This is a genomic window from Cyclobacterium amurskyense (assembly GCF_001050135.1).
GTDB classification, from domain to species: Bacteria; Bacteroidota; Bacteroidia; order Cytophagales; family Cyclobacteriaceae; genus Cyclobacterium; species Cyclobacterium amurskyense.
Window position 1 is genome coordinate 3,157,794 of sequence record NZ_CP012040.1, and the last position, 22,555, is coordinate 3,180,348.

Sequence of the window (22,555 nt, forward strand, 5' to 3'; positions counted from 1 at the left end):
TGAGTGCAATTAGTTTATGCCGCTACAATTATTAAATTGAATATGGGGGGAATCCACCAAGAATAGCAAATCGCTAAAAAGGTACCGTCATTTAAGGCAAATCACCTAGGTGAGTTTAAATAATAGGGAATAAAAAAAGATGCTTGGTTCAATGGTGACAAGAAGTTAATAGATGGACTTAAACGGGTTTAAGTATCTTCTTATAACGATCTGGCCAATTAATGGATGGTCATTTAATCGGTTAAAACCTTCATTTCCATCTAAATTATCAGAAAAAGTAAGCATCAATGTACCTTCAAAAGCAATATCTGTATATAAGTCAAACCTATAACTTAAGCCTCCTTTAAAAGGGATGTATCCGGTTACCTGGGCTTCCCTATGCTCACTGAATCCACTGAAATGTTTCTTAACAGTTTGGTTGGCATTGAAAAGTAAGCCCAAGCCTGCTCCACCATAGACATTGATTTTTTTCCTAGAAGTGTGGTTGTTCGATCCGAATAGATAAAAGCTCGGGATCACATCAAGATACAACAAATTGTTTTTGCTTGTTATTGCCTGATCCATCCCGCTCCATATTTCTATAACTACCGGGCTGTAGTAATCTATTTTTTGGCTTTTGTATCTCTGGTATCCGAGATTGGCACGAATATCAAAGTTTTTGTGAATTTTTCTACCGTAGGTGAAAGACAAGCCTGGACGCAATAAGAGGTCAAGGTTTCTGATTCCACCAGCATTGTCTGCGTAAATGGTACCCAAACCAATACCCCCTTGCAAGAAGTTGTTTCTTGGGACTTTTTCTTTATAAAAGTTCTGTCCATTACTGGAGCCTAAACTTAGCCCTGAAACTAATACAAGTGCTAAAAAGGACTTAATAAGGTAACTATTCATACTAAATGAAAAATAGATTGATAAGGTGATATTCATGCGATAATTAAAAAAAGATCGCAAAATAATATAATCGCGTTATCCTTTGAACGCTCAAAAGTACCAATTCTTGCATATATCTTAAGCATAAGTTGAAAATAAAATTTATAATCTATTGAAATATGTTCTCAATGTTTATTAACTTAGTGAGTTAAATATTTGTTTAGAATACAGGATAAAATTGTTTGAAACTAATTTTTTGTGTTTTCACACCAAAAACCATTTTTATTTGCGTGTGATTTTGAATAATAAATAGCAATAAAAATAACAGTATTTATGAAAGGAATTATTTTAGCTGGAGGTTCTGGCACGCGACTGTATCCATTAACCATTGCAGTAAGTAAGCAATTGATGCCTGTTTATGACAAACCAATGATTTATTATCCATTGTCAGTATTGATGATGGCAGGAATCAATGAGATTATGATTATCACAACACCTGAGGACAATGAGGCCTTTAAAAAGTTGCTAGGGGACGGAAGTCAAATAGGTTGTAAATTCACCTTTGCCATTCAACCAAAACCAGAAGGTTTGGCCCAAGCTTTTATTATTGGAGAAGAGTTTATAGGTAAGGATAAAGTAGCCCTTATTTTAGGTGACAATATTTTTTACGGAACAGGCTTACAAAAAACCTTAAAAAATCATACCGACCCTGATGGAGGTGTTGTTTTTGCCTATCATGTCAATGATCCACAAAGATATGGAGTGGTTCAGTTTGACGATAACAATAAAGTTTTGAGTATAGAAGAAAAGCCAGCTACTCCAAAATCGAATTTTGCTGTTCCTGGGTTGTATTTTTATGACAATGAGGTCGTTGAAATAGCCAAAAACATAAAGCCCAGCAGTAGGGGAGAGCTAGAGATTACAGATATTAATGTAGCCTATTTGGAAAGAGAAAAACTTAAAGTAGGCATACTGAACAGGGGGACAGCATGGTTGGATACAGGAACCCATCAATCTTTACTACAGGCGGCTCAATTCGTTGAAGTGATTGAAGAGCGGCAAGGATTGAAAATAGGATGCATTGAAGAAATTGCCTATAGGAATGGATTTATTGATGCAGAGATGCTTGAAGATGCGGCTATAAAGTTAGGTAAAAGCGGCTACGGTGTTTATTTGAGGGGATTGCTTAATAAAAACCAATAAAACTTCGCTAAAGAATTTCAGTAGACTAAGGCGTGTTCTGGGTCTAAATGCAAATATCAGTATTTGAATAACATAATAATTGATAAAAAAATCACCTCCAAGTTTGGAGGTGATTTTTTTTTGCTTACTTTTGTATTGAGTAAAATGATTTTTAATGTAACATAAATGTATTTCGATGTTGGACATTGTGATAATAGATGATGATAAGGTGAGTACTTTCGTTACAGAACAATACATTCGAAAATGTGTAACTGCACCTTACAGAATTCATAAATTCTCATCAGCAGTTGGTGTCTCCCATCAAGTCGCGAAAATAAATCCAAAATATTTGTTCTTGGATTTAGTTATGCCACAAATGACTGGTTGGGATTTTTTAGACGAAATAAAAGGAACAGATCTCACTTCAGAAGTATATATATTAAGTGGATCATTGGATAAATCTGATGTTGAAAAGGCCAATAATAATTCACTGGTAAAGAAATTTCTTCCTAAACTTTCAGTTAAGGAATGTATTCCTGAAATATTCAGGAATTAAGATTTTTTGTAGGGTTTAAGATTAATTATAATCGCAAGCACATAGGCTCTGAACTTTGTTCAGGGCCTATGTTTTTTGTTTTTAAAATTGCTTTGCAATGCATAAGGACCCATTTTTTGAAGACTTTTAGCATCCATATTTTTCTCATAATAGGTGAGGGCTGTATGCGTATCTAAAAATATATGATCTTCACCTATTGTTTCAATGAGTTGCCATTTTACAAGCACATCTCTGACAGGGCCTTTTGCGCCAATAATATACAGGTCAATGTCATTGTTTCTCCAATCTTTAATCCAGGTTTGTAAGGTCAGCGCACCCGTACTGTCAAGGCTAGTAACACTTTCCATGTTTAAGAAAATCATTTTTATCGCGTTTGATCTTTCTGCTCTCCATTGGTTAATTTTCTCATTGATAAAGTCCACATTGGCAAAATAGATTGGGCCATCAATCCTTACAATAATTAGGTCTTGATTTATTTCCAAATCATTGAACCTCTGAATATTCCTGAAGTTATTGGTGCCGGGGACTCTGCCTAATTGAGCCATGTGAGGTCTTGAAGCCTTATAAATCACCAACATTAATGAAAGAATCATTCCAGAAAGAATCCCCAGGACAATGCCCATCGTTAAAGTTACCAGGAAAGTGGCAGTGAACATGTAAAAGTCCTTTCTGTCTTTATGCCAAAGCTCTATAGGGCTTTTCCAATCCACTATGCCAGAAACAGCAGCGATGATAACGGCAGCCAAAATGGCGTAGGGCAGATAGAAAAAATAGCTGGTAAAAAACACCAAAGTCATCACAATTATTCCTGCACTGATAATAGAAGCCAGTGGTGTTTTTGCTCCGGATTGGTCATTTACTGCTGACCTTGAAAGTCCTCCAGTAACAGGGAAACCTCTTACCATTGAAGAACTAATATTTGCCATTCCTAAAGCAATAAGTTCTTGGTTTGCATTGATCAGATAGTTTTTATGCCTTGCATTTATGGTTTTGGCAATTGAAAAACTCTCGGCAAAACCAACCAGAGAAATGGTGATGGCAATAGGGAATAAATTTGTCAAGGTAGTCAATTCAAAAGTTGGTAATGATAAGCCAGGCAAACCTTTGGGTACTTCTCCCAATACCATCACACCTTCATCCGTAAGTCCTAAAAATCTTACCAAAACAATACCTAGGATAACGGCAACTAAAGATCCAGGAATAGCGGGATGTATTTTCTTTGCAAATTTGATGATTAAAATTCCAGCTAAGCCTATACACATTGTAAGTAAATGAGTTTGGCCAATGGTTGAAGCCAAACCGATAAAAATATTTTGGATGTGATTGCTACTAGGAAAGTTCAGTTTTAATAAATGTTTTAATTGACCAAAGCCAATTATAAGGGCAGCAGCAGAAGTGAAGCCTTTTATTACGGGTTGGGAAAGAAAGTTAACCACAAATCCTAGCCTGAAGAGGCCCATTAAAAATTGAATTATTCCCACCATAAAGGCCAGTGTGATGGTATAATAAAAATAAGCTGAGTAGTTTTCTGGACTTAGACTACTGATTCCTGCACCCACAAGTAAAGAAATCATTGCGCCCGGTCCTACAGCCAATTGCCTAGAACTGCCCAAAATAGCATAAACAAGCAATGGGAGCGTTACAGCGTATAATCCATGAATGGGGTTTAGCCCGGCGAGCATGGCGTAAGCCATCCCTTGGGGAACAAGCATAATGGCAACAATAAGCCCAGCAGATGTATCCCCTAATAAATTTGACCTTTTATAATTTGGGAGCCATTGTAATATTGCAAAGTGTTTTTTTAAGTGCATACTCCTCTGAAAATTCTTGTCAATATTGAAAATCTAACTACAAATAGGAATTGATGTCCTATTTGTAGTTTAATGATGCCCATATCAACTATTGTTGCTGAAACAACAGTACAAAAAGTACTTGTTTTCCTCTTTTCTTTGTATCATGAGATTAATATTTTCCAAATTACGCTCTTTTTTTAAAGTGATTTAGTAATTTTTGTCACCTTTTTAATTGATTCAACCAACCATTAAAACAATTTCTTTTTTTAAATATTTACCTAAAGTATTGGAATACCTCTGGGCTTCCCAGATTTCAAGATCCATGTTTTCTTCACCAAAAACTTTTATTAGCAACTGGTTTTCATTCTCTTGACAGTAAATGTTTTGTACCCATTGGTTTTTTGTTTTGTCTAAGCCTATGGCAACCCTTAAGATACCAGCCAAAAGATTGAGTCTCTTTTTTTGATATTTTTCCAGTTTTCTATATTTCTTATGGTTTTTGTTAGGGCCTTTTTTTCTATGGTACCTAGCCAAGTGACCTAATAGTAGTACCTCGTCATTGGTGAATCCCCTCAGCTGACTGTTATTGATTAAGTATCTCGAATGTTTGTGATAGTCCTGAAAGGCTACAAATAAACCAATGTCATAGATTAAGGAAGCATAGCTGACCAGTTCTCTTTCATAATTATCAGCTCCATGAAGATGCTTAAGTTGGTCGAACAATTGTAAAGCAATGCCCAATACATGCTTTTTTTCCGTTAAGTCAGTGTCATATTTTATGGCAAGGCGTAAACAGCTTTTCTCCTTAAGGTTTTTCCCCTGACTTATTTCTTCAATTTGTAATCCATGCTTTTCTATGTGATTGATAATCATTCCATCCCTTAATGAAGCATCTGAAATGGTTAGTGCGGAAGCATTAACTTGAGTTAATATTTCAACGAGTAGGAGTGCGCCAAGGTGTATGGCATCCGCCCTGTTGCTACTTATTCCGGGGATTTCTCCACGTTCTTTGGGACTAGCGTCTAACAAGCGGTCTCGTAGCTTTACAAGGCTCTTAAGTTGAACTGTCTCTGCGTTGACTATTTCAGGGGCAGGGTTGTCGGCCTTTACCAAACAGGCTTCTGCTAAAGCACGAATAGTTCCAGAAGTCCCAATTACCCTGTCAAAGCCAGTTTGATTAATTTTAGCTAATACAGAACTAGCGGCCTGTTTAATGTGAGCTTTGAGTTCTTCTTGCGCTTTATCGTCAATTTTAGTTTGATCTCCTATATAGTCCAGCAAGCGCAAAACGCCCAGTTTCATAGAGTTGCCATAAAATATTTGGTTTTGATCACCGATGACTGCTTCAGTGCTACCACCACCAATGTCTATGACGAGTATTTTTTCTTTCTTTAAGGCAATAGCTTCTCTTACAGCAAGAAAAATCAATTTGGCTTCCTCCTTACCAGAGATTAATTGGGGTGAAATTCCTGCTTCATGAATTAATCTGTCCAAAAATTCCCGGCCATTTTTAGCTTCTCTCGTAGCACTGGTAGCAGATACGATTATGTCATCCACTCCATATTGATCAGCTAATTGTACGTATCTCTGGACCGTAGCAACACCCAGATCCATGGCTTCTTTACTGAGTTCTTTATTGGAAAAAACTCCGACACCAAGCTTCACCATGCTTTTTTCCTGCATAAGGATGTCAAAATGGGTTCTAGATTGAACCTTGACAATGATCATGTGGATACTATTTGTGCCAATATCGATTGCAGCAATATTCATAGGTAGCTTTTATTTTAGGTAAGACTTGTTCATAAAGGCAATGTGGCTAATGGAAATTCCTTGAGGACATTCTATCTCACAAGCTCCTGTATTTGAGCAGGCACCAAAACCCAATTCATCCATTTTATTGACCATGTCATTTGTTCTTTTTTTATGTTCTAATTCACCTTGCGGGAGCTGTGCCAAATGACTGATTTTAGCTGCAGTGAAAAGAGATGCGCTGGCATTTTTACATGAAGCTACGCATGCCCCACAACCAATGCATGAGGCAGCATCAAATGCAGCTTCTACGGTGTCACTACTGATCAATGTTTGGTTGGCTTCCGGAGCTTGGCCGGTATTTACGCTAATATATCCTCCGGAAATTATGATTTCATCCAATGCACTTCTATCCACTTTTAGGTCCTTTTTAATGGGGAAGGGGCCAGCCCTAAAAGGTTCTATATAGATGGTTTCACCATCTTGAAAAGAACGCATATGTAGCTGGCAAGTGCTGGTATGACCTCTTGGACCATGCGCCCTACCATTGATAAATAATCCACATTGTCCACATATGCCTTCCCTACAATCAGAATCAAATGAAATAGGGCTTTGTCCGCTAAGGGTTAAGTTTTCATTGAGCTGGTCCAACATCTCTAAAAAGGACATGTCGGGAGAAATGTCTTTAACGGCATAAGCCATCATTTTACCCTTCACTGAACCCTGTTCTTGTCTCCATATTTTAAGTTTGAAATCCATTATTTATAGCTCCTTTCAGTAGGTTTTGTAAATTCAAAGTTTAGCATTTCTTTAATCAAGAGTGGGACATTGTCTGATTTTTTCCAGCAGGATATGAATTTAAATTCCTCGTCGTTTCGAATAGCTTCTCCGTCATTGGTTTGGAATTCCGTTCTGAAATGTGCGCCACAAGACTCCTCCCTGCTGAGGGCATCGATGCACATAAGTTCACCTATTTCAAGGTAGTCCACTACTCGTCCTGCTTTTTCTAGTTCTTCGTTTATACCATTGATTTTTGAAGGGATCTTAAGGTCATTATAGAATGAAGCTTTTAAATTTCTGATCGCCTCAATTGCAATAATTAAACCTTTTTCATTTCGACTTAACCCACATTTGTCATACAGGATTTTCCCTAGTTCCCGGTGAAAGTAATCCACTGTTTTACTGCCATTTATTTTGCCTAATTCCTCCAACTGCTTGGTGACCTGTTGCTCACATTCTATGAAAGCTGGATCTTCTTTGTTTATAGCTTCGGGGTTTCCAGATTGGGCTAGGTAATGAGGGAGGGTTTGAGGTAGGATATAGTAACCGTCTACGCAGGCTTGAAGTAGAGAATTGGCGCCTAGGCGGTTGGCTCCATGGTCTGAGAAATTGGCTTCACCTATGGCGAAAAGCCCAGGGATATTGGTACTAAGTTCGTAATCTACCCAAAGGCCTCCCATGGAAAAATGAGCAGCTGGAGAAATCTTCATTGGTTCATTATAGGCATTAATACCAGTGATCTTCTGATACATATCAAATAGATTACCGTACTTTTTGGCAATAGTTGCTTTCCCTTGATTGGCCAAGGCATCTTTAAAATCTAAGTAAACTGCGTTTTTCAAAGGTCCTACTCCATGGCCTGCGTCTATCCTCTCTTTTGCTGCACGGGAAGCGATGTCTCTAGGTGCTAAGTTGCCATAGGAAGGGTATTTCTTTTCTAGGTAATAATCTCTTTCCTCTTCAGGGATATCTTCAGGTTTTCGATTGTCATTTCTTGTCAATGGAACCCATATCCTGCCATCGTTGCGTAGGGATTCTGACATAAGGGTAAGCTTAGATTGATAGGCACCTGATTGGGGAAGGCAGGTAGGGTGAATTTGCGTCCAGCTGGGACATGCCATCCAGGCTCCTTTTTTATGTGCTCTCCATATTGCCGAACCATTGCAACCCATGGCGAGGGTAGATAAATAATAAATTTTACCGAATCCACCTGTGGCTAAAACCACAGCATTGGCCGTGTGTCTAGTGATTTTTCCGGTGTCAAGATTTCTGGCTATGATACCTTTTGCTACTCCATTTATTAATACCAGGTCCAACATTTCATGTCTGGTATAGGTGGTTATTTTTTTTGCCTTTACCTGACGCATCAACGCCTGGTAAGTACCTAAAAGCAATTGCTGTCCAGTTTGCCCCCTGGCATAAAAGGTTCGGCTTACCTGGACTCCTCCAAAAGAGCGATTGCTTAAATACCCACTGTATTCCCTAGCAAAAGGAACCCCTTGTGCCACAGCCTGATCGATTAAACTTGCAGAGCATTCAGCTAGCCTAAATACATTTGCCTCTCGTGCCCTAAAATCCCCTCCTTTGAGCGTGTCATAAAACATCCGATGTACACTGTCACCATCGTTTTTGTAGTTCTTCATTGCATTCACTCCACCTTGGGCGGCAACTGAATGGGCTCTTCTGGGAGAGTCTTGAAAACAAAACACGGAAACATTATAACCTAATTCAGCAAGAGAAGCTGCTGCAGAAGCTCCGGACAGTCCAGTGCCGACAATAATGACATGGTATTTATTCCGGTTATTAGGGCTGATAAGTTTTGCTTGGTTTTTAAAATTAGACCATTTGTCCCTCAGGTCACCTTGAGGGATTTTTGATTTGGGAATTTGTTTACTATCAGTACTGAAATACATGCTTGAAAAATTAGATTTCTACTTCTACTAGTTAATAATAACAATTTTATACTTTGTTCTGATGAATTTTGTCCTTTAATAATGATATTAAATTCAAAGTGTGACATAAGTCACGATTTTAAATAATATAACAAGGTATTCTTGTATAGAAAAACCTGGTATATGACTTGAGTTTCTTTTGGAACAAACCAATTTGAAAAAAATAAGGTTATAAAACTGTCTGCTAAATTTGGGCCCTTGGCTTTTTGTCCAGGGTAATGCAAAAGGATTTCCCGAATCAATACAGCAAGTGATCTTACCACATAATTTATTGTCTTTTACCTAATCGGGTTTAACCAAGAGAATGCAAAGAGCTTTGTGAATCAGACAGGGAGTGTTTTTATCAGCTTATAGATAGGTTTTGCCTGTTTCAGGTTAAACGATGCGGTAAAGTTTTGAAACTTAGTAAATGGAGAAGTATATAAAATTAATTGGAGATGCCTACTATGGTTATTTTAATTACCTAGTCAATGAGATCATGTACCCATCCTGGAGCAATTATTTCTGGTGGTTGGTAGGACTTTCATTGGTGGTGTGGTTACTGGAATTGTTGTTTCCCTGGAGAAAAGAGCAAGCAGCCTTGAGAAAGGATTTCTGGCTGGATGGCTTTTATATGTTTTTCAATTTCTTTTTATTTTCATTGATCGCATTTAATGCAATTTCTATGGTGGCAGTGGAGGCTTTCAATGAGTTCCTTGGCCTTTTTGGAATTGAAAATGTTGTGGCCATAGAAATTGATACCTGGCCTTCTTGGGCGCAGTTTTTGACATTATTTCTGGTTGCCGATTTTATTCAATGGAATGTACATCGTCTTCTTCATAGGGTTCCTGCGTTTTGGGAATTTCATAAAGTTCATCACTCTGTTGAAGAAATGGGCTTTGCTGCCCATTTGAGGTTTCATTGGATGGAGACCATTCTGTACAAAACAGCTCAATATCTTCCTTTAGCAATGATAGGCTTTGGGTTAACAGATTTTTTTATTGTGCATATTTTTGCTACAGCCATAGGACATTTAAATCATGCCAACCTTAGGATAACCTATGGCCCTCTCAAATACTTGTTCAACAATCCCATCATGCATATCTGGCACCACGCAAAAGAACTTCCTGAAGGACGTTATGGGGTCAACTACGGGCTTACGCTAAGTATTTGGGATTATTTATTTGGAACGGCTTATATTCCTCATGAAGGCAGGGATATACCTCTAGGTTTTGATGGGGTGGAAAAATTCCCTAAAACTTTTTGGCAACAAATTAGCTATCCTTTTACCAAGAATAAGTAGGGGAATAGAGGCTTATAGTTCTAAGAATTTTTGTGGTAAAACTGCTGTGATTTAGCAGGGATTCTACATAGTTAAGCTTCAATCGGACTTGTCGATTATTTCAAGTCTCTTAAATAAATGTTTTTCAAACGAATCATTGCTTCAACATAATAATAGTCTGCATATATGGCTTGATCTAACCCTTCATTGTCAGAGTTGCAAATTGACGAAATTGCAAATCAAAAGACGATAGAGTTGGAAAAGACAACACCACATTTGGTTACTTGGCAGGACTGGAGTTGGCCTCGTGTCGTCGGAGACTATTGCAAATTTATTGGTTATGGTTCTCGACCATTTTATAACTCTTTGGCGACAAAAGCTACAGGCGAACAACTTTTCAAAAACTCATTTTATTTTAACTTAATGGACGACTCTGATATTTATGGGCCGCTAATAACAACGGATTACCAAAACTATATAATCTTTCTTTTCAATACTTTGGCATTGAATTCCACCACCGTCATATTCCACCCTGCGGTATAATTAAGACCAGTTACTTTTTATAACTTACCCTAGTAAGAAATACCATCTCGCTTTGTGATTTGGATTAATCTCCCTCTAGATAAGTTATAATTTGGGTATATGGAAGCATGGCCTTTATTTTTTCTTCCTCGCTGGGTGGATAATTATTTCCATTGATTTCGAGGTGCTTAAGCGTGTCGGCGAGCTTATAAAAGGTGTCTGGGAATTTGGTGATTCTGTTTCTTCCCAAGGCTAGCATGGTTAGACTAGAGAGGTCTCCTATGGAAGCTGGGATTTCAGTCAAGTGATTATAAACCAATCTGATGCTCTTAAGCTTACTCAGTTGTCCAATACTTTCAGGAAGTTCTTTAATTTTACAATCATTAGCACGGAATGCTTCCAAATTTCTAAGCCCTCCAAAGCTTTGGGGTAAGTAATCTATTTCACCGGATAGTGTGAGGGACTTCAAGCTACTAAGATTTCCTAAGCTTTCTGGAAGTGTGGTGAGTTTTAGTGTCAAACTGAGTCTTTCTAACTGTCTAAGGTCCCCGAAATTTTGAGGAATCTCTCTTAACCCAGAAGTGTTTTTCACGGTGAAATCCTTTAGATTAATAAGGTTTGAAAAGCTCTCTGGGAGTCTCTGATAGTCTCCAGTAAGCCAAAGGGTATGAAGTTGGGTGAGTTTGCCGAAATCTTCTGGTAAAATTACATTTGGACCATTAACCCTAAAGTAGCAAAATTCCAAAGCTGACAATTCGGAAAAAGAATTGGGGATACTTTTGGACAAGTATGGTCCTCTGAAGGTTCTGAGATTCTTAAGGTTTCCAATGTTTTCAGGGAGTTTTTCAATAGTGTTAAGGTCTAAGTCGACATAATCCAAACTGGTCAATTCCCCGAAACTCTCAGGTAAATGTGTAACACCTGAATTGACTAAATCCAAAAATTTCAATTTTTTAAGATTTCCAAAGCTCTCAGGTATTCTTCCCAAATCGGGAACAGTACTGATAATGAGGGTGTCCAATTCTTGGAGATTCCCGATGTCCTCAGGCAGGTTTTGAATTCTATTATGAGAAAGGAGAAGGTAGGTGAGTTGTTGATAGCTTTTAGTAATCACTTCAGGGAATTTATTGATTGGGTTTCCAGGAAGGATAAGCCTTTTCAGATGCTTTAATGCCTGCAATTCAGGAAACAGCTCCAAATTCGCAAACTTCGAAGCTCTTCTATCCCCTAACATGGCTATTTCAATAACGTCTCCATTTTCATTTTCTTTGTAGTAGTAGTGATTGTTCAAAATACCAAGTTCCTGCAAAGCCTCTTTTTGGTGGTATTCTCCCGGAATGAAATCCAAAGTATCTGAAGCCGACACACTGCCATACCATGTGGTCCAAACGATTTGTATAGGTGTCTTTTCTAATGCGTATACCCTTATATCCGGATATTCATCTTGTGGCTTATATGTTCCAGTGCTAAAGCCTTGAATGTGATGATAATCTCCAATAATGGACCACTTCCCTCGATCGTATTCTACTCCTGATACTTCTATCCTTGTTCGATAAAAATCAGCTCTGGACTCGGTAATTTGGGTTTTAAGCGGGACAAAAGAAACGTTTACCGTATCTTCAGTTTTCTTATCGTCTTTCAATAATTCCCACAAAAGGTGGTATTCCTCTCCGGGCAAGCCATTGAAAATAGCTTTTGGATCGGATTGATCAGAAAAGTAAACTTTATCATCCACTAATCCACTCAGAATGCTCCATTTTCCCTGCTCTTTGGGTTGCAATGAATCAGCATCCAGCTTAACCCAAAAATTGGACGAATTCAGGATATCCTCACCTCCCTGAGTAGGTGGAAAAGGAAGGTCGGGACGCGGAGTTTCTTCGACTTCCTGACAGGACCAAAGAGCCACTGCCAAAAGGATAAGCAAACCAAAAGATTTCATTCTCATAAAGCTTAAAAGGTATATTTTAAGAAATGATTTATTCGTTTAGGCTAGGATGTTCAAAGTATCCCCATGGATCAGCTTTTATAAAAAGCAACTTTTGATCACAATCAAAGGCATTCATATTTTCCCTACTGGCAGCAATTCTAAATCCAAAGTCACCATCAACCAAGATGTCCTTAGCTGAGACATTTGTCATAGATTCGCCATAAGATTTTCTCCATTCAACTGTCCTATTATTGCCAAATTTGACCAGCCCCATTTTTTTTTGATAAGAATAGGCATTTACCATTCCTATTGCTATTAATCCATTCTCGGGAGTTTCTTTGACAGAATAGAAATAATGGTAAGGATCTATATGGTCCCAAATTTTTTCACCATTCGAACGAATTTCAAAAATTCGGGCACTGTAAGATTGAGAATTACTGATACTGATTCCTCCAAAAACAATATTTCCGTTTTTAAGCTCGATAAGTGTTTGCGGCAGGTCAAAATTGGAATCACCATAGGTTTTTTCCCATTCGATCTCTCCTGACATAGAAAGTCTTAAAATCCAAAAATCAATTTGTTCACAATAGCCAGAATTAGATTCCTGCTTAGTACATCCATTCGTTTCTTTTCCTCCAAGAATCACTAAATTATTTTCCCGGGAGATCACTATTCTCTTAAAAGAACTTCGTAGTGATGTTTCAAAGAATTTTTCCCATACAATTTCTCCATCAGGACTTAGTTTCATCAATACTCCCTGCTTGATTACGTCAACCTTCTCCGAATTAAGGTCACCGATAAGGAATATTTCTTCTTTCGCTCCTTCTACAATATCTTTAATTTCGACTCCACCTATACCTCGATTGAACAGTTCAATAGCCTTTACCCAAATCTCATTTCCATTTTTGTCTAGTTTGATGACATGATGATTGCTCATGATCAAGAGACCTGTTTTAGTTAAGAATGCTTGGATTTCCCAATAATCTCCATTTTCATAAGGATACGACTTCATCCAAATCGGATTCCCAAATGGATCAATTTTGGCAACAAAGTTGAAATAATTAGAGCCGTTTTCAGATGACTTTCCTATGGCAAGGTAATTCCCATCCGGTGCCTTAATAAGGTTTTGGATAAAGCCAGAAACACACTCTTGATCCATACTGAAATTCAGGTATTTTAAGAAGGTTTGATAATCTCTTTTCGTGATAAACTCAAAGTTCACTGAGTAGGTATTCCCCTGAGGATCTTTAGCTAATACTTTACCTGTGTAATTTGTCAATCCATTGAGTCTATCAATGACAAGGCCTGTATCAACTTGGTTTTCTGATAGTATGCTATCCCCCAAAAAGATTGTGTATTGATTTCTAAATCCCTCAGGATCTATGGATTCTTCCCAACTCAAAAATGCTTTGTCGTAGGTTACACTATCAACAGAAACAATGAATTTCTCTGGAGGTAGATTTATGTCACTTTTTTCATCTGGTGAAATTGGAATTTGATCATCTTCGGAAATTCCTTCACAGGAACAAAAAATTGCCAATAGCGCCAGTACTAAAAAATTATTCTTCATGAGTAAAAATCTGATTTCGAATCAAAAAATGATTTCTTAGTTCAATGATAATTTATAAGTTGGTTGTTTTCAAGGATTTTTTTTCAAAATATTGATAATCAGTGGGATTATTTTCTTAGGGGAAACCCCAAGAATGCTATGAGATCTAACGCCCCATGCTTGCCCCGCTATTGCCAAACGTACTTAGCAAAGGAGAAATAGTAGGAATCATTCGGCGTGTGTTAATATGAAACATCGGACGACTCTGCTAATCATCCAAAGCGTCGGACTTCGGATTAGTGAGGCCATCAACTTGCGGGTGAGAGGCATTCACTCAGAAGAAGGTTACTTGTTCATTAAAGGAGAAAAAAACTTAAAAGATGGTAGAAACGGTCCTTTCTCCCAAATTACACTAGGAACTTCGAGCATATTATCGTGGATTTAAGCCGTCATATTGGCTTTTTGAAGGACAGGAAGGAGGACAGTACACAACTAAAAGCATCCAAAATATCTTCTGGGCATCAGTTACCAACAGCTTGGCTAATCCTTTGGCGACAGCTCATACGCTCAGACATTCCTTAGCAACTCATTACCTACAATAATTGACCAATCTACGCATGATCCGAGTCCTATTAGGACACTGCAGTAGCAACACCAAAGACGTATACAGTCATGTTTTGAAAGTTTCCAACAAAAATAGTCATCACTTAACCAAATCATCGAGTTGCTTAATTTGACAGGACAAACAGCCGCAAAAGCTGACTTTCCAGCAACGGTTCTTATACAAGCATAAAAAGCCATAACTGAAAATAAAACCCTGATAGATAATAATTTAAGAGGGGAAGTTTGTCCAACTCCGTTTTTCTTTAGAGATGCCCGCAGGAGCAGGAGAAGATGAGTCTGTTTTTACAAGGCAAAGAAAAAGGCATTACAACAGTAGGTATCTAGCTATTTGAATAAGTGTTACTAGTCCTTATATTGTCTTCTTCAAACATTAGATACCCTATTGTTACGGGCAAGCAAAACAGTACTGACATTATGCAAAGTAAATTATTTAAATAATCAAGAATATGAAAAGCAAATTTATACTATCTAGTATTATATGGATAATCTCTTTACAATGCTTTGCTCAGTGGGAATTGAAAGACACAACTGAATTTTCACCAAGACAAGGTCTGCCTAATTTCTTTGATAAGATAAATACAAAACAAGACGTTAAAATTGGATTTATAGGTGGAAGTATCACTGCGGCAAATGGTTGGCGACCTAAAATAGTATCTTGGCTAGAAGAGCAATACTCCATAAATGACTTGTTCAGCTACAGTGCAGCCATCGGAGGAACTGACTCTAAATATGGAGTATTTAGAATTGATGAACATCTACTGAGTAAGTCCGATTTTGACTTGATTTTCATAGAATTTGCAGTGAATGATGGCAGTGCAAGTTCCTCTGATGTAGAAAAAAGTATGGAAGGAATGGTGCGTAAAATATGGTCAAAAAATCCATATACAGATATTTGCTTCGTTTATACAGTTAATAAAGCTTCATTATCTGCCTGTGAAAACGGTAAAATGAATATGTCTGCGACTAAACATGATTCAATAGCGTCATATTATGACATACCATCAGTTTTATTGACTCCTCAAACTTTTAATAGGATTGAATCAGATTCTGTTGTTTGGTATGACAGCGATTATGACAAAACTACTTTCTTAAACAGTTCTGGACAATACGTTTTTACAGCAGACAAAGTTCATCCAACAGATTTCGGACACGAAGTTTATAAGGATATTTTAGCAAAATGTTTATTGAAGATAGATACGTTGAGAGGTGTAAAAGAACATTTTTTAAAGCCTGTATTGATTACCGGTAATTATGAAAACACAACGATGGTTAAAGGTATAGTAATACAATCAAAAAATTACGATTATGTTGATTCAACTGGACAGTTAAGCTATCTAGACAAATTTAATCCAATAGAAAATCCCTATTTTGTTTCTCAAGACACAAGCTCTACTTACCAATTTTCCTTTATAGGGAATGAAATGGGTTTAGATATATTAGTAGGTCCAACAGGAGAAAGGTATATTATTGAGGTCGATGGAGTAAAAAATGAGTTTGCTAACTGGGATGGTTATTGTTCTTATTATAGAAAGCAGTCAAGATTTGTGAAATTGAATGATTTGAAGAAGCATATTGTGAAAATTTATCCCTCCAGTCAACCTTTAACTTTAGAAGAAAAAAGAAATTCATTGAATAATGAGAGTAGGAAAGCAGACTTTGACGCTAATCCTGAGAAATATGATAAAAATGAATTGATTTTTTCACATATATTTCTGAATGGAACATTGTCTGATTAATCAACTGATAATATGTCAAGGAAACACCATTGATTGGTATGGGGATTAATATTATGAAGACGGTGTTTTTTATGATGTATTTTCAATAAATTATGGTATTGACAGTTTCGCACAATTACAATTAAATGTTAATCCTTCATATCTGCTTCAGCACTATGACCCTCTAAACCAAAATTCAATACCCGACTGGTATAGCGATAGCTTGACAGAGTCAGGTAATTATCAGAAAATTTTCACATCAATAACTGGTTGAGACAGCATTCATTCTCTTCAGTTAAATGTTTCCCCAATCCACACTAGTATTGAATTCAATGGATCAATAATCGATGTTGTCGTTTATCCTAACCCAACAAAAGATAGTAAATCTGCTCCTTTCGTAAAGGAATTGCCCCTTATTGCCCAATTACCACAATTTATGAAATAAGTTCGAAAATCTTATTGCAAAATTCCGCGTAAACATATAACTGCATAATTTCCTATCTTTGAGGCTGAACCAAAAAATCTTTAAAAGCACCTAACGATAGGTATCAGCTTATTCCCTTAAGTAAGGTTACCATTAGGACCTTGTTCAATATGCTATACTTTTACGTTAGAAATCCTTATTAAACATGCCAGATACTACGACGATACAGGATGTCATTAAGGAGCTTGATGTGATTATTGATGAGAGCATCAAGACCAATAGCAGACTAGGTTTGTTTGCTTATATCTATAGACGAACTACTTTTGAGATCGCTTCCGAGATTGCTTTAGGGCACTTTGAGAACAATGCGCGCTTAGAAACTTTAGATGTGGCTTTCGCCAAATTGTATCTGGATGCTTACAGCGCCTATAAAAAAGGCGAAACTATAAGTGCTTCCTGGGCTTATGCTTTTGACCATGTTGGGGATTCATTGACAATTGTGCAACATATAATGTTAGGGATGAATGCTCATATAAACCTGGACCTTGCAGTGGCCACAGCAGCAACAATGTCTGGAGGAGAAATCCGTGATATAGAAAATGATTTCAATAAAGTGAATGACATCCTTTTTCAGATCACCAATGAGTTGCAAGACCGACTTAATCGAGTATCACCCTTAATGATTATTTTAGACATTATAGGGAAAAATAAAGATGAAAAGATCATAAACTTTAGCATGCGTAAAGCGCGTAAACATTCTTGGAATTCGGCAAAACTTCTATGGTCACTAGGCGAAGCCCATAGTGGAAATACCAGAAATAAGATTGACTATTTTGTCCTTAAGTTAAGCGAACACATTCAATCCCCCAAGTCAATAGGGATTAGAATTTTACTCAAGTTTATTCAAAAATTTGAAACAAAAGAAGTGAGTGCCGTCATTTCTGAATTAAAAGCAGATTAGGCCAAACATTGATACAAACAATAAAACTCTCAAGGAAATCCTGCTAAAGGTTGTAGTAATTAGCCATAAAGTTTTTTACCACTTAATATTTTTAATAATAGTAATTCTACATTCAAATCTGAAATACGAAAGTAACAGTCGTTTAATTATCTAATTTTTTTTTCCTTAAATATACCTTAGGCTTTCTTTTTGTAGCTACTTCTTAAACTGCACAGCCATAGTAAGCGCCATAAAATATAAATCTGGGGCTCTTTGAACCGAGAAAGTAAAGGTAATCTAATACAAATCAAAACTACCCTTCCCTTTCCCTTATCAGGCCCCAAAAAAGGGTTTATAGTTACGATTTAAGCTGTTTTAAATCGCCTAAACTCGAATTCAGGTTGTAAATAATTTTAACGAAACTTAAGAATGTCATGAGTAGAGGATTTGTAAAAGAAGACGATCAGGAAGAAATTCCTATGGTTCCCCCTAGAGCCGACTTGCCAGAAGGAATATCGAATTACGTAACCCGGATCGGTTTGAATGAACTTTTGGAAGAAAAGGAAAGGTTGATAGCGGAAAGAGAGCAGTTGGACTACAATAATGAGAAAGAAAGGAGAATTGCCTTTAATCATATCAACGCAAAATTGCAATTGCTAAATAGCCGAATAAATTCTGCCATAATAGTGGATTTTGGCAAGCAGCCTCAAAATGTTGTGCGGTTTGGAGCAATGGTAACCCTCAAAATAGGGGATGAGACTAAACTTAACAGGTATCAAATTGTAGGTGTAGATGAAGCAGATGTTTCAAAAGGGAAAATCTCCTTTATTTCGCCAATTGCAAGATTATTAATAGACAAGAAAGTTGGAGACAAAGCAATTTTGAAACTAGCCAATGCAGATAGGGTTTTTGAAATTATGGAGATAAGCTATTAGAATATTTAAACCTAAAATAGGCAAGACAATCTATAATGTGCTGAAATCACTTCAGAAGAAACCATTTTGTTTCTGGTTCTCCATAGTGGGCCATAGTTAGGGCAATAATTTAATTATTGGAAAAGTGCAGAAGGTTTTGGAATAGATCAAGGTACAATTATGAACTATCCCTGTGCCATGAGATTTTTTTTAATGCAGAGATGTACTAACTGCTATACATGATAATTCCTAAATTAAATCTATTTGCAACACTTAAGTGCAATCCCAAATAGTCTTATATTATTTGTTTACAACAATTCCTTAGAAATTTCAAGACAAACTTACTTGAATTATTTATCAAAATTCGGGTCATTAAAATGACTGTATTATCCCCTCTTTGGATTCAGGAATTGATTTGTTCTGGTTTAGACCGAGTTATACCTTTAGGCCTGAAATAATTTCATGGAGATTCTAAATAAAACCACACGATTTTTTATAAATAAACATCATCTTATAGCATTTTTAAGTCTACCTTCGATAAAAAATAATGTCGATAGAACGAAGAGTGGAATTGGTGGAAAAGCTTTTCCATCAATTGGAGCAAGAAATCGCTCAGTTTGAACAGGCATCAGGAATGAGCTGTGTTGCTGGTTGTGGTAAATGTTGTACTTTTCCGGATATTGAAGCCTCTCCTTTAGAGTTTTTACCCTGGGCTTTTCATTTATTTTTGAATGGAGAGGCAGAAAAAACCCTTCTTCTGCTTGAAGAGGCCCATGGTCCAACCTGTCATATTTACAAGCCTTTAACCATCAATGGGCAAGGCAGGTGTAGCAGTTACAAGTACCGCGGTTTAATTTGTCGCTTGTTTGGATTTGCTGCCAATAAAGACAAATACGGAGTTTTGAGATTGGCCACTTGTAAAATTATCAAAGAAGGTCAGGCCAATAATTATAATTCTACCGTAGAGGCCATTTCTAAGGGATTGAATGTACCGATTTTTACAACGTATTACATGCAATTGAATCAGATAGATTTTCATATGGGCAACATAATTTTACCCATAAACAAAGCCCTTAAAATGGCATTGGAAGAGGTTCTGCAATATTATGCCTACAGACCTTCTCCTGAAATTAATAAAAGGGTGGTTTAACCCGAAATATGCAATAGACAATCTATTACGTGCTGAAATCGCTTTAAAATCAGCCAATTCGTTGCTGTTTTCAATTTCACCATAGCAGTGCTATGACTCAGTCTCCAAATAGCCTGATTTTATTGTGATTACACCACTTCCCGTAAACACGGGACAGGCTTCACCCCTGACTATTGTCAGGACGGAGAAATCCTATTACATAATCCGGGTTTAACCCAGATTCGCGGTAATTAAAAAATATCCCATAGTATTAACTATGAGATATTTGGAGTGAAGCTAAGGTTTATAAAACACCTTAACCAAAAAGTCTGGTTTAATTATTCAGCGCTGTGCGCTATTTTATTTCCTAAATGATCTTGGAGATAATGGCTCTGAAGTAAGTCTCCTCCAAAGTCATTTTGTAGATCTCTCACTACAGCATGCACATGATTGGCATTGTTCTGAACATTGTCATACTCTATCAGTAATCCGGCTCCCTGTATGCTGTAATAGTGTGGATTACCAACAGCATTTATTTCTGAACCTGCCCAAGCAAAGGAAATATTTCCCCAGCCTGATTTTTCAATTCTTTTCAGCATTTTCGCATGGTATTCTGCAGTATACCTGGAAAGGTAAATTCCTACAAGTTCTTTTAATAATGAGAGTTGATTGGGCAGTAGATCGCTACCCTTTACTCCTGGTTGATCTAAGATTTTAGCCTTTCTGTCATTTGATGTGATAATGTCTGCAGGTGCCTTACCTGCGAAAATGGCTTGTTTTTTTTGAGCATCATTCAGGGAATGTAATAATTCGAAACCAACATTGGTTTCATCTTCCAATACCTGCCTGTTCATATGAGGGCCAGAAAGGATAATACCGGGATTAGACCCCATAAAGGATGGTGTGGAGGAAGTAATGGATCCTTTTGAAGAGGAGAAATTTAATGACATATGGTGTCCTTCCAATCTCCAGCCCCAGGCTTTGTCTGAAGAAGGTTGACCAAAAACACTAAAATGATAATTTAATGGATCTCTGTAGGTGTCATTTTCAGGCCGGTTTTCTACTTCCCTCAATACATTTTCGAGTTCGATAATGGCTGCTGCCTTTTTTTGTCCAGCAACACCCAAGGAAGCCCTCATTAAATTTAAGGCATGTTCAGTTTGGTTTTTGTCAAAGTCGTGGAAAGTTGGGCCGTTTCTTTCCCTAGGAACAAAATGCCAGTTGAATCGTTCTGAGTGATCGAAAGGAAAACAGGCTTGTTTTTTTAATTCCGGACTTAAACTTTCTATGAAATCATTGGCAAGAGGAGAAATATCTTGGGCCTGACTGCAGAATACAGTTCCTATTGTAAGTAGGAGGGCTGAGAAGGTGATTTTTATGGAATTCTTCATGAAATTGCTTTTAGCTTGGGTTTATATAAGTAAGTTGTACCAGATCAATAACTTTTGTTCCAATAGATTTTTAAATTCTTTGTTGATCGTCCTGAGGCGATAATTTCTGCTTTTCCATCTCCATCCAGGTCTGCGACTTTTAGGTCTTCGCAGGCCATGCCATTTTTATCAACCCAGTGTTTACTCCAACTGCCATCATTTTGAGGAACAAACATCTTGATCCCGAGATCTCCATGATCATTGGGCTCTCTCCAGCCAACTAATACCTGATCTGTGCCCATATTAAGCAAGTCTCCTGTGGCGAGTCCATGACCTTGCATCATTGCAGCAGTAAGAACATTGCGATTCAAGTTCTTTTTGGTAAAGGTGGAATTGTCAGTAGTATAAACAGACAAAGTTGGGCCATGAAATGGCTCAACCCCTGTGAGGAAGTGATGTCCACGAGCATCCTTACCAATGCGAATTTCGCCAAACCCGTAGTCGTTGATCAACCATCCATCATTCTCTTTGGGCTTCCAATCTCCCTCTTTGTAGGTTAAGGTTTTCACACCTTCTTTCCCAGCAATATAAAGGGTTTCAGCATTACCAACTGGAAGGGGTTCCATATTATGGGTTACATGCATGCTTTGATCTATGACCCAGTGTTTCCAATCCCGACCTTTTTTATCCTGTTTTTCAAAGGCGATGACTTTAACGCCTTCACCAGCCCCTCCTTTATTACCTCGTCCATGGAGAGGAAGCATGATCAGATGAAATAAGTTATTATTGGCCTTTACCCAGCGCATTCTATGCACGGTCGGTTCATGATGAAGTTTTACCGGCTCCCAAGCTTGAGTGGGATCTTCTGGTCGGATGAGGTAATGAACAGACCCTGATTGTTCTTCATCTGAAGTTTCACTTGGGTTCCATTGCGCTCCTACTGCTACTTCCACCAATCCATCACCATCAATGTCCCTTGCTGCGATACAAACATTGTCATAGGGGGTAAGGTCTTTTACCATTACAAAGCGCTTCCAGTCACCATTTCTGTACCAGACAAATTCCTTTTTATCTGCCAGCAAGATATCTGGTTTACCATCCCCGTCTACATCGCCTATAGCAAGCCCGTAACCAATTTGAATATTGCTGTCAAGGACCTGGGTTAGAAAATTTGGTTCAGGTGAGTTGTTTAAAACAACAGAGGAGAATAAATAAATCAACCAGTTTATCATAGTTAAGGTTATTGGGTTATTGTACCAATAAATTTAACTAAAAAAATTATAAATGGCTAAAAACTGTAA

General features: G+C 37.4%; 18 protein-coding genes. 9 read left to right on the forward strand and 9 right to left on the reverse strand.

The annotated features are described in order from the left end of the window. Positions 1-165: 165 nt before the first annotated feature. On the reverse strand, positions 166-924 hold the full coding sequence (locus tag CA2015_RS13095; RefSeq protein ID WP_048642319.1) for a hypothetical protein: 759 nt from the start codon (positions 922-924) through the stop codon (positions 166-168). A 276-nt stretch (positions 925-1,200) separates the two neighbouring features. Here CA2015_RS13095 and rfbA point away from each other — a divergent pair, with 276 nt between their 5' ends. Together rfbA and CA2015_RS13105 are read left to right on the forward strand one after the other, a co-directional pair. Next, positions 1,201-2,070 carry a glucose-1-phosphate thymidylyltransferase RfbA gene (gene rfbA / locus CA2015_RS13100; protein WP_048642320.1) on the forward strand — a complete coding sequence of 290 codons (870 nt, stop codon included), beginning with the start codon at positions 1,201-1,203 and terminating at the stop codon, positions 2,068-2,070. A 175-nt stretch (positions 2,071-2,245) separates the two neighbouring features. Beyond that, positions 2,246-2,605, forward strand: coding sequence for a response regulator (locus tag CA2015_RS13105; protein ID WP_048642321.1), 360 nt, complete (start codon positions 2,246-2,248; stop codon positions 2,603-2,605). Positions 2,606-2,664: 59 nt separating this feature from the next. On the opposite strand, the gene CA2015_RS13110 is transcribed toward CA2015_RS13105, so the two are convergent. From CA2015_RS13110 to CA2015_RS13125, 4 genes are all read right to left on the reverse strand, one after another. Next, entirely contained in the window at positions 2,665-4,416 is a 1,752-nt protein-coding gene (locus CA2015_RS13110) for a SulP family inorganic anion transporter (RefSeq protein WP_048642322.1), read from the reverse strand. 219 nt (positions 4,417-4,635) lie between these two features. Beyond that, positions 4,636-6,168 (reverse strand): Ppx/GppA phosphatase family protein, encoded by a 1,533-nt coding sequence (locus tag CA2015_RS13115; RefSeq protein WP_048642323.1) that lies wholly within the window; start codon positions 6,166-6,168, stop codon positions 4,636-4,638. A 9-nt stretch (positions 6,169-6,177) separates the two neighbouring features. Further along, on the reverse strand, positions 6,178-6,906 hold the full coding sequence (locus tag CA2015_RS13120; protein WP_048642324.1) for a succinate dehydrogenase/fumarate reductase iron-sulfur subunit: 729 nt from the start codon (positions 6,904-6,906) through the stop codon (positions 6,178-6,180). Then, on the reverse strand, positions 6,906-8,840 hold the full coding sequence (locus CA2015_RS13125; protein WP_048642325.1) for a fumarate reductase/succinate dehydrogenase flavoprotein subunit: 1,935 nt from the start codon (positions 8,838-8,840) through the stop codon (positions 6,906-6,908). Before CA2015_RS13125 ends, CA2015_RS13120 begins: the two co-directional genes overlap by 1 nt. Positions 8,841-9,288: 448 nt before the next feature. Here CA2015_RS13125 and CA2015_RS13135 point away from each other — a divergent pair, with 448 nt between their 5' ends. Both CA2015_RS13135 and CA2015_RS13140 read left to right on the forward strand, forming a co-directional pair. Continuing rightward, positions 9,289-10,161: a sterol desaturase family protein gene (locus CA2015_RS13135; protein WP_048642327.1), complete on the forward strand. Its 873-nt coding sequence runs from the start codon at positions 9,289-9,291 to the stop codon at positions 10,159-10,161. 186 nt (positions 10,162-10,347) lie between these two features. Next, positions 10,348-10,683 carry a CbrC family protein gene (locus CA2015_RS13140; RefSeq protein ID WP_157470466.1) on the forward strand — a complete coding sequence of 112 codons (336 nt, stop codon included), beginning with the start codon at positions 10,348-10,350 and terminating at the stop codon, positions 10,681-10,683. 64 nt (positions 10,684-10,747) lie between these two features. Here CA2015_RS13140 and CA2015_RS13145 read toward each other — a convergent pair whose 3' ends face one another. After that, positions 10,748-12,601: a leucine-rich repeat domain-containing protein gene (locus CA2015_RS13145; RefSeq protein ID WP_048642329.1), complete on the reverse strand. Its 1,854-nt coding sequence runs from the start codon at positions 12,599-12,601 to the stop codon at positions 10,748-10,750. A 37-nt stretch (positions 12,602-12,638) separates the two neighbouring features. Beyond that, positions 12,639-14,159 (reverse strand): fibronectin type III domain-containing protein, encoded by a 1,521-nt coding sequence (locus CA2015_RS13150; protein WP_048642330.1) that lies wholly within the window; start codon positions 14,157-14,159, stop codon positions 12,639-12,641. Positions 14,160-14,385: 226 nt separating this feature from the next. On the opposite strand from CA2015_RS13150, the gene CA2015_RS25430 reads away from it, so the two are divergent. From CA2015_RS25430 to CA2015_RS13170, 5 genes are all read left to right on the forward strand, one after another. Then, on the forward strand, positions 14,386-14,583 hold the full coding sequence (locus tag CA2015_RS25430) for a site-specific integrase (RefSeq protein WP_084011763.1): 198 nt from the start codon (positions 14,386-14,388) through the stop codon (positions 14,581-14,583). A gap of 625 nt (positions 14,584-15,208) precedes the next feature. Further along, a complete protein-coding gene (locus CA2015_RS13155; protein ID WP_048642331.1) occupies positions 15,209-16,498 on the forward strand; it encodes an SGNH/GDSL hydrolase family protein in 1,290 nt (429 codons plus the stop codon). A 608-nt stretch (positions 16,499-17,106) separates the two neighbouring features. Further along, positions 17,107-17,862: a DUF5995 family protein gene (locus CA2015_RS13160; RefSeq protein WP_048642332.1), complete on the forward strand. Its 756-nt coding sequence runs from the start codon at positions 17,107-17,109 to the stop codon at positions 17,860-17,862. Between the two features lie 413 nt (positions 17,863-18,275). Next, a complete protein-coding gene (locus CA2015_RS13165) occupies positions 18,276-18,776 on the forward strand; it encodes a GreA/GreB family elongation factor (protein WP_048642333.1) in 501 nt (166 codons plus the stop codon). Between the two features lie 526 nt (positions 18,777-19,302). Continuing rightward, the gene (locus CA2015_RS13170; RefSeq protein WP_048642334.1) at positions 19,303-19,905 is read left to right on the forward strand and encodes a YkgJ family cysteine cluster protein; all 603 of its coding nucleotides are present in this window, start codon (positions 19,303-19,305) and stop codon (positions 19,903-19,905) included. A 317-nt stretch (positions 19,906-20,222) separates the two neighbouring features. Here the strand turns inward: CA2015_RS13170 and CA2015_RS13175 are convergent, their stop codons facing one another. Together CA2015_RS13175 and CA2015_RS13180 are read right to left on the reverse strand one after the other, a co-directional pair. Then, complete coding sequence (locus CA2015_RS13175; protein WP_157470468.1) at positions 20,223-21,275, reverse strand: DUF3500 domain-containing protein; 1,053 nt, start codon at positions 21,273-21,275, stop codon at positions 20,223-20,225. A gap of 44 nt (positions 21,276-21,319) precedes the next feature. Further along, positions 21,320-22,486 carry an FG-GAP repeat domain-containing protein gene (locus CA2015_RS13180; protein ID WP_205749761.1) on the reverse strand — a complete coding sequence of 389 codons (1,167 nt, stop codon included), beginning with the start codon at positions 22,484-22,486 and terminating at the stop codon, positions 21,320-21,322. Between the last annotated feature and the right edge of the window lie 69 nt (positions 22,487-22,555).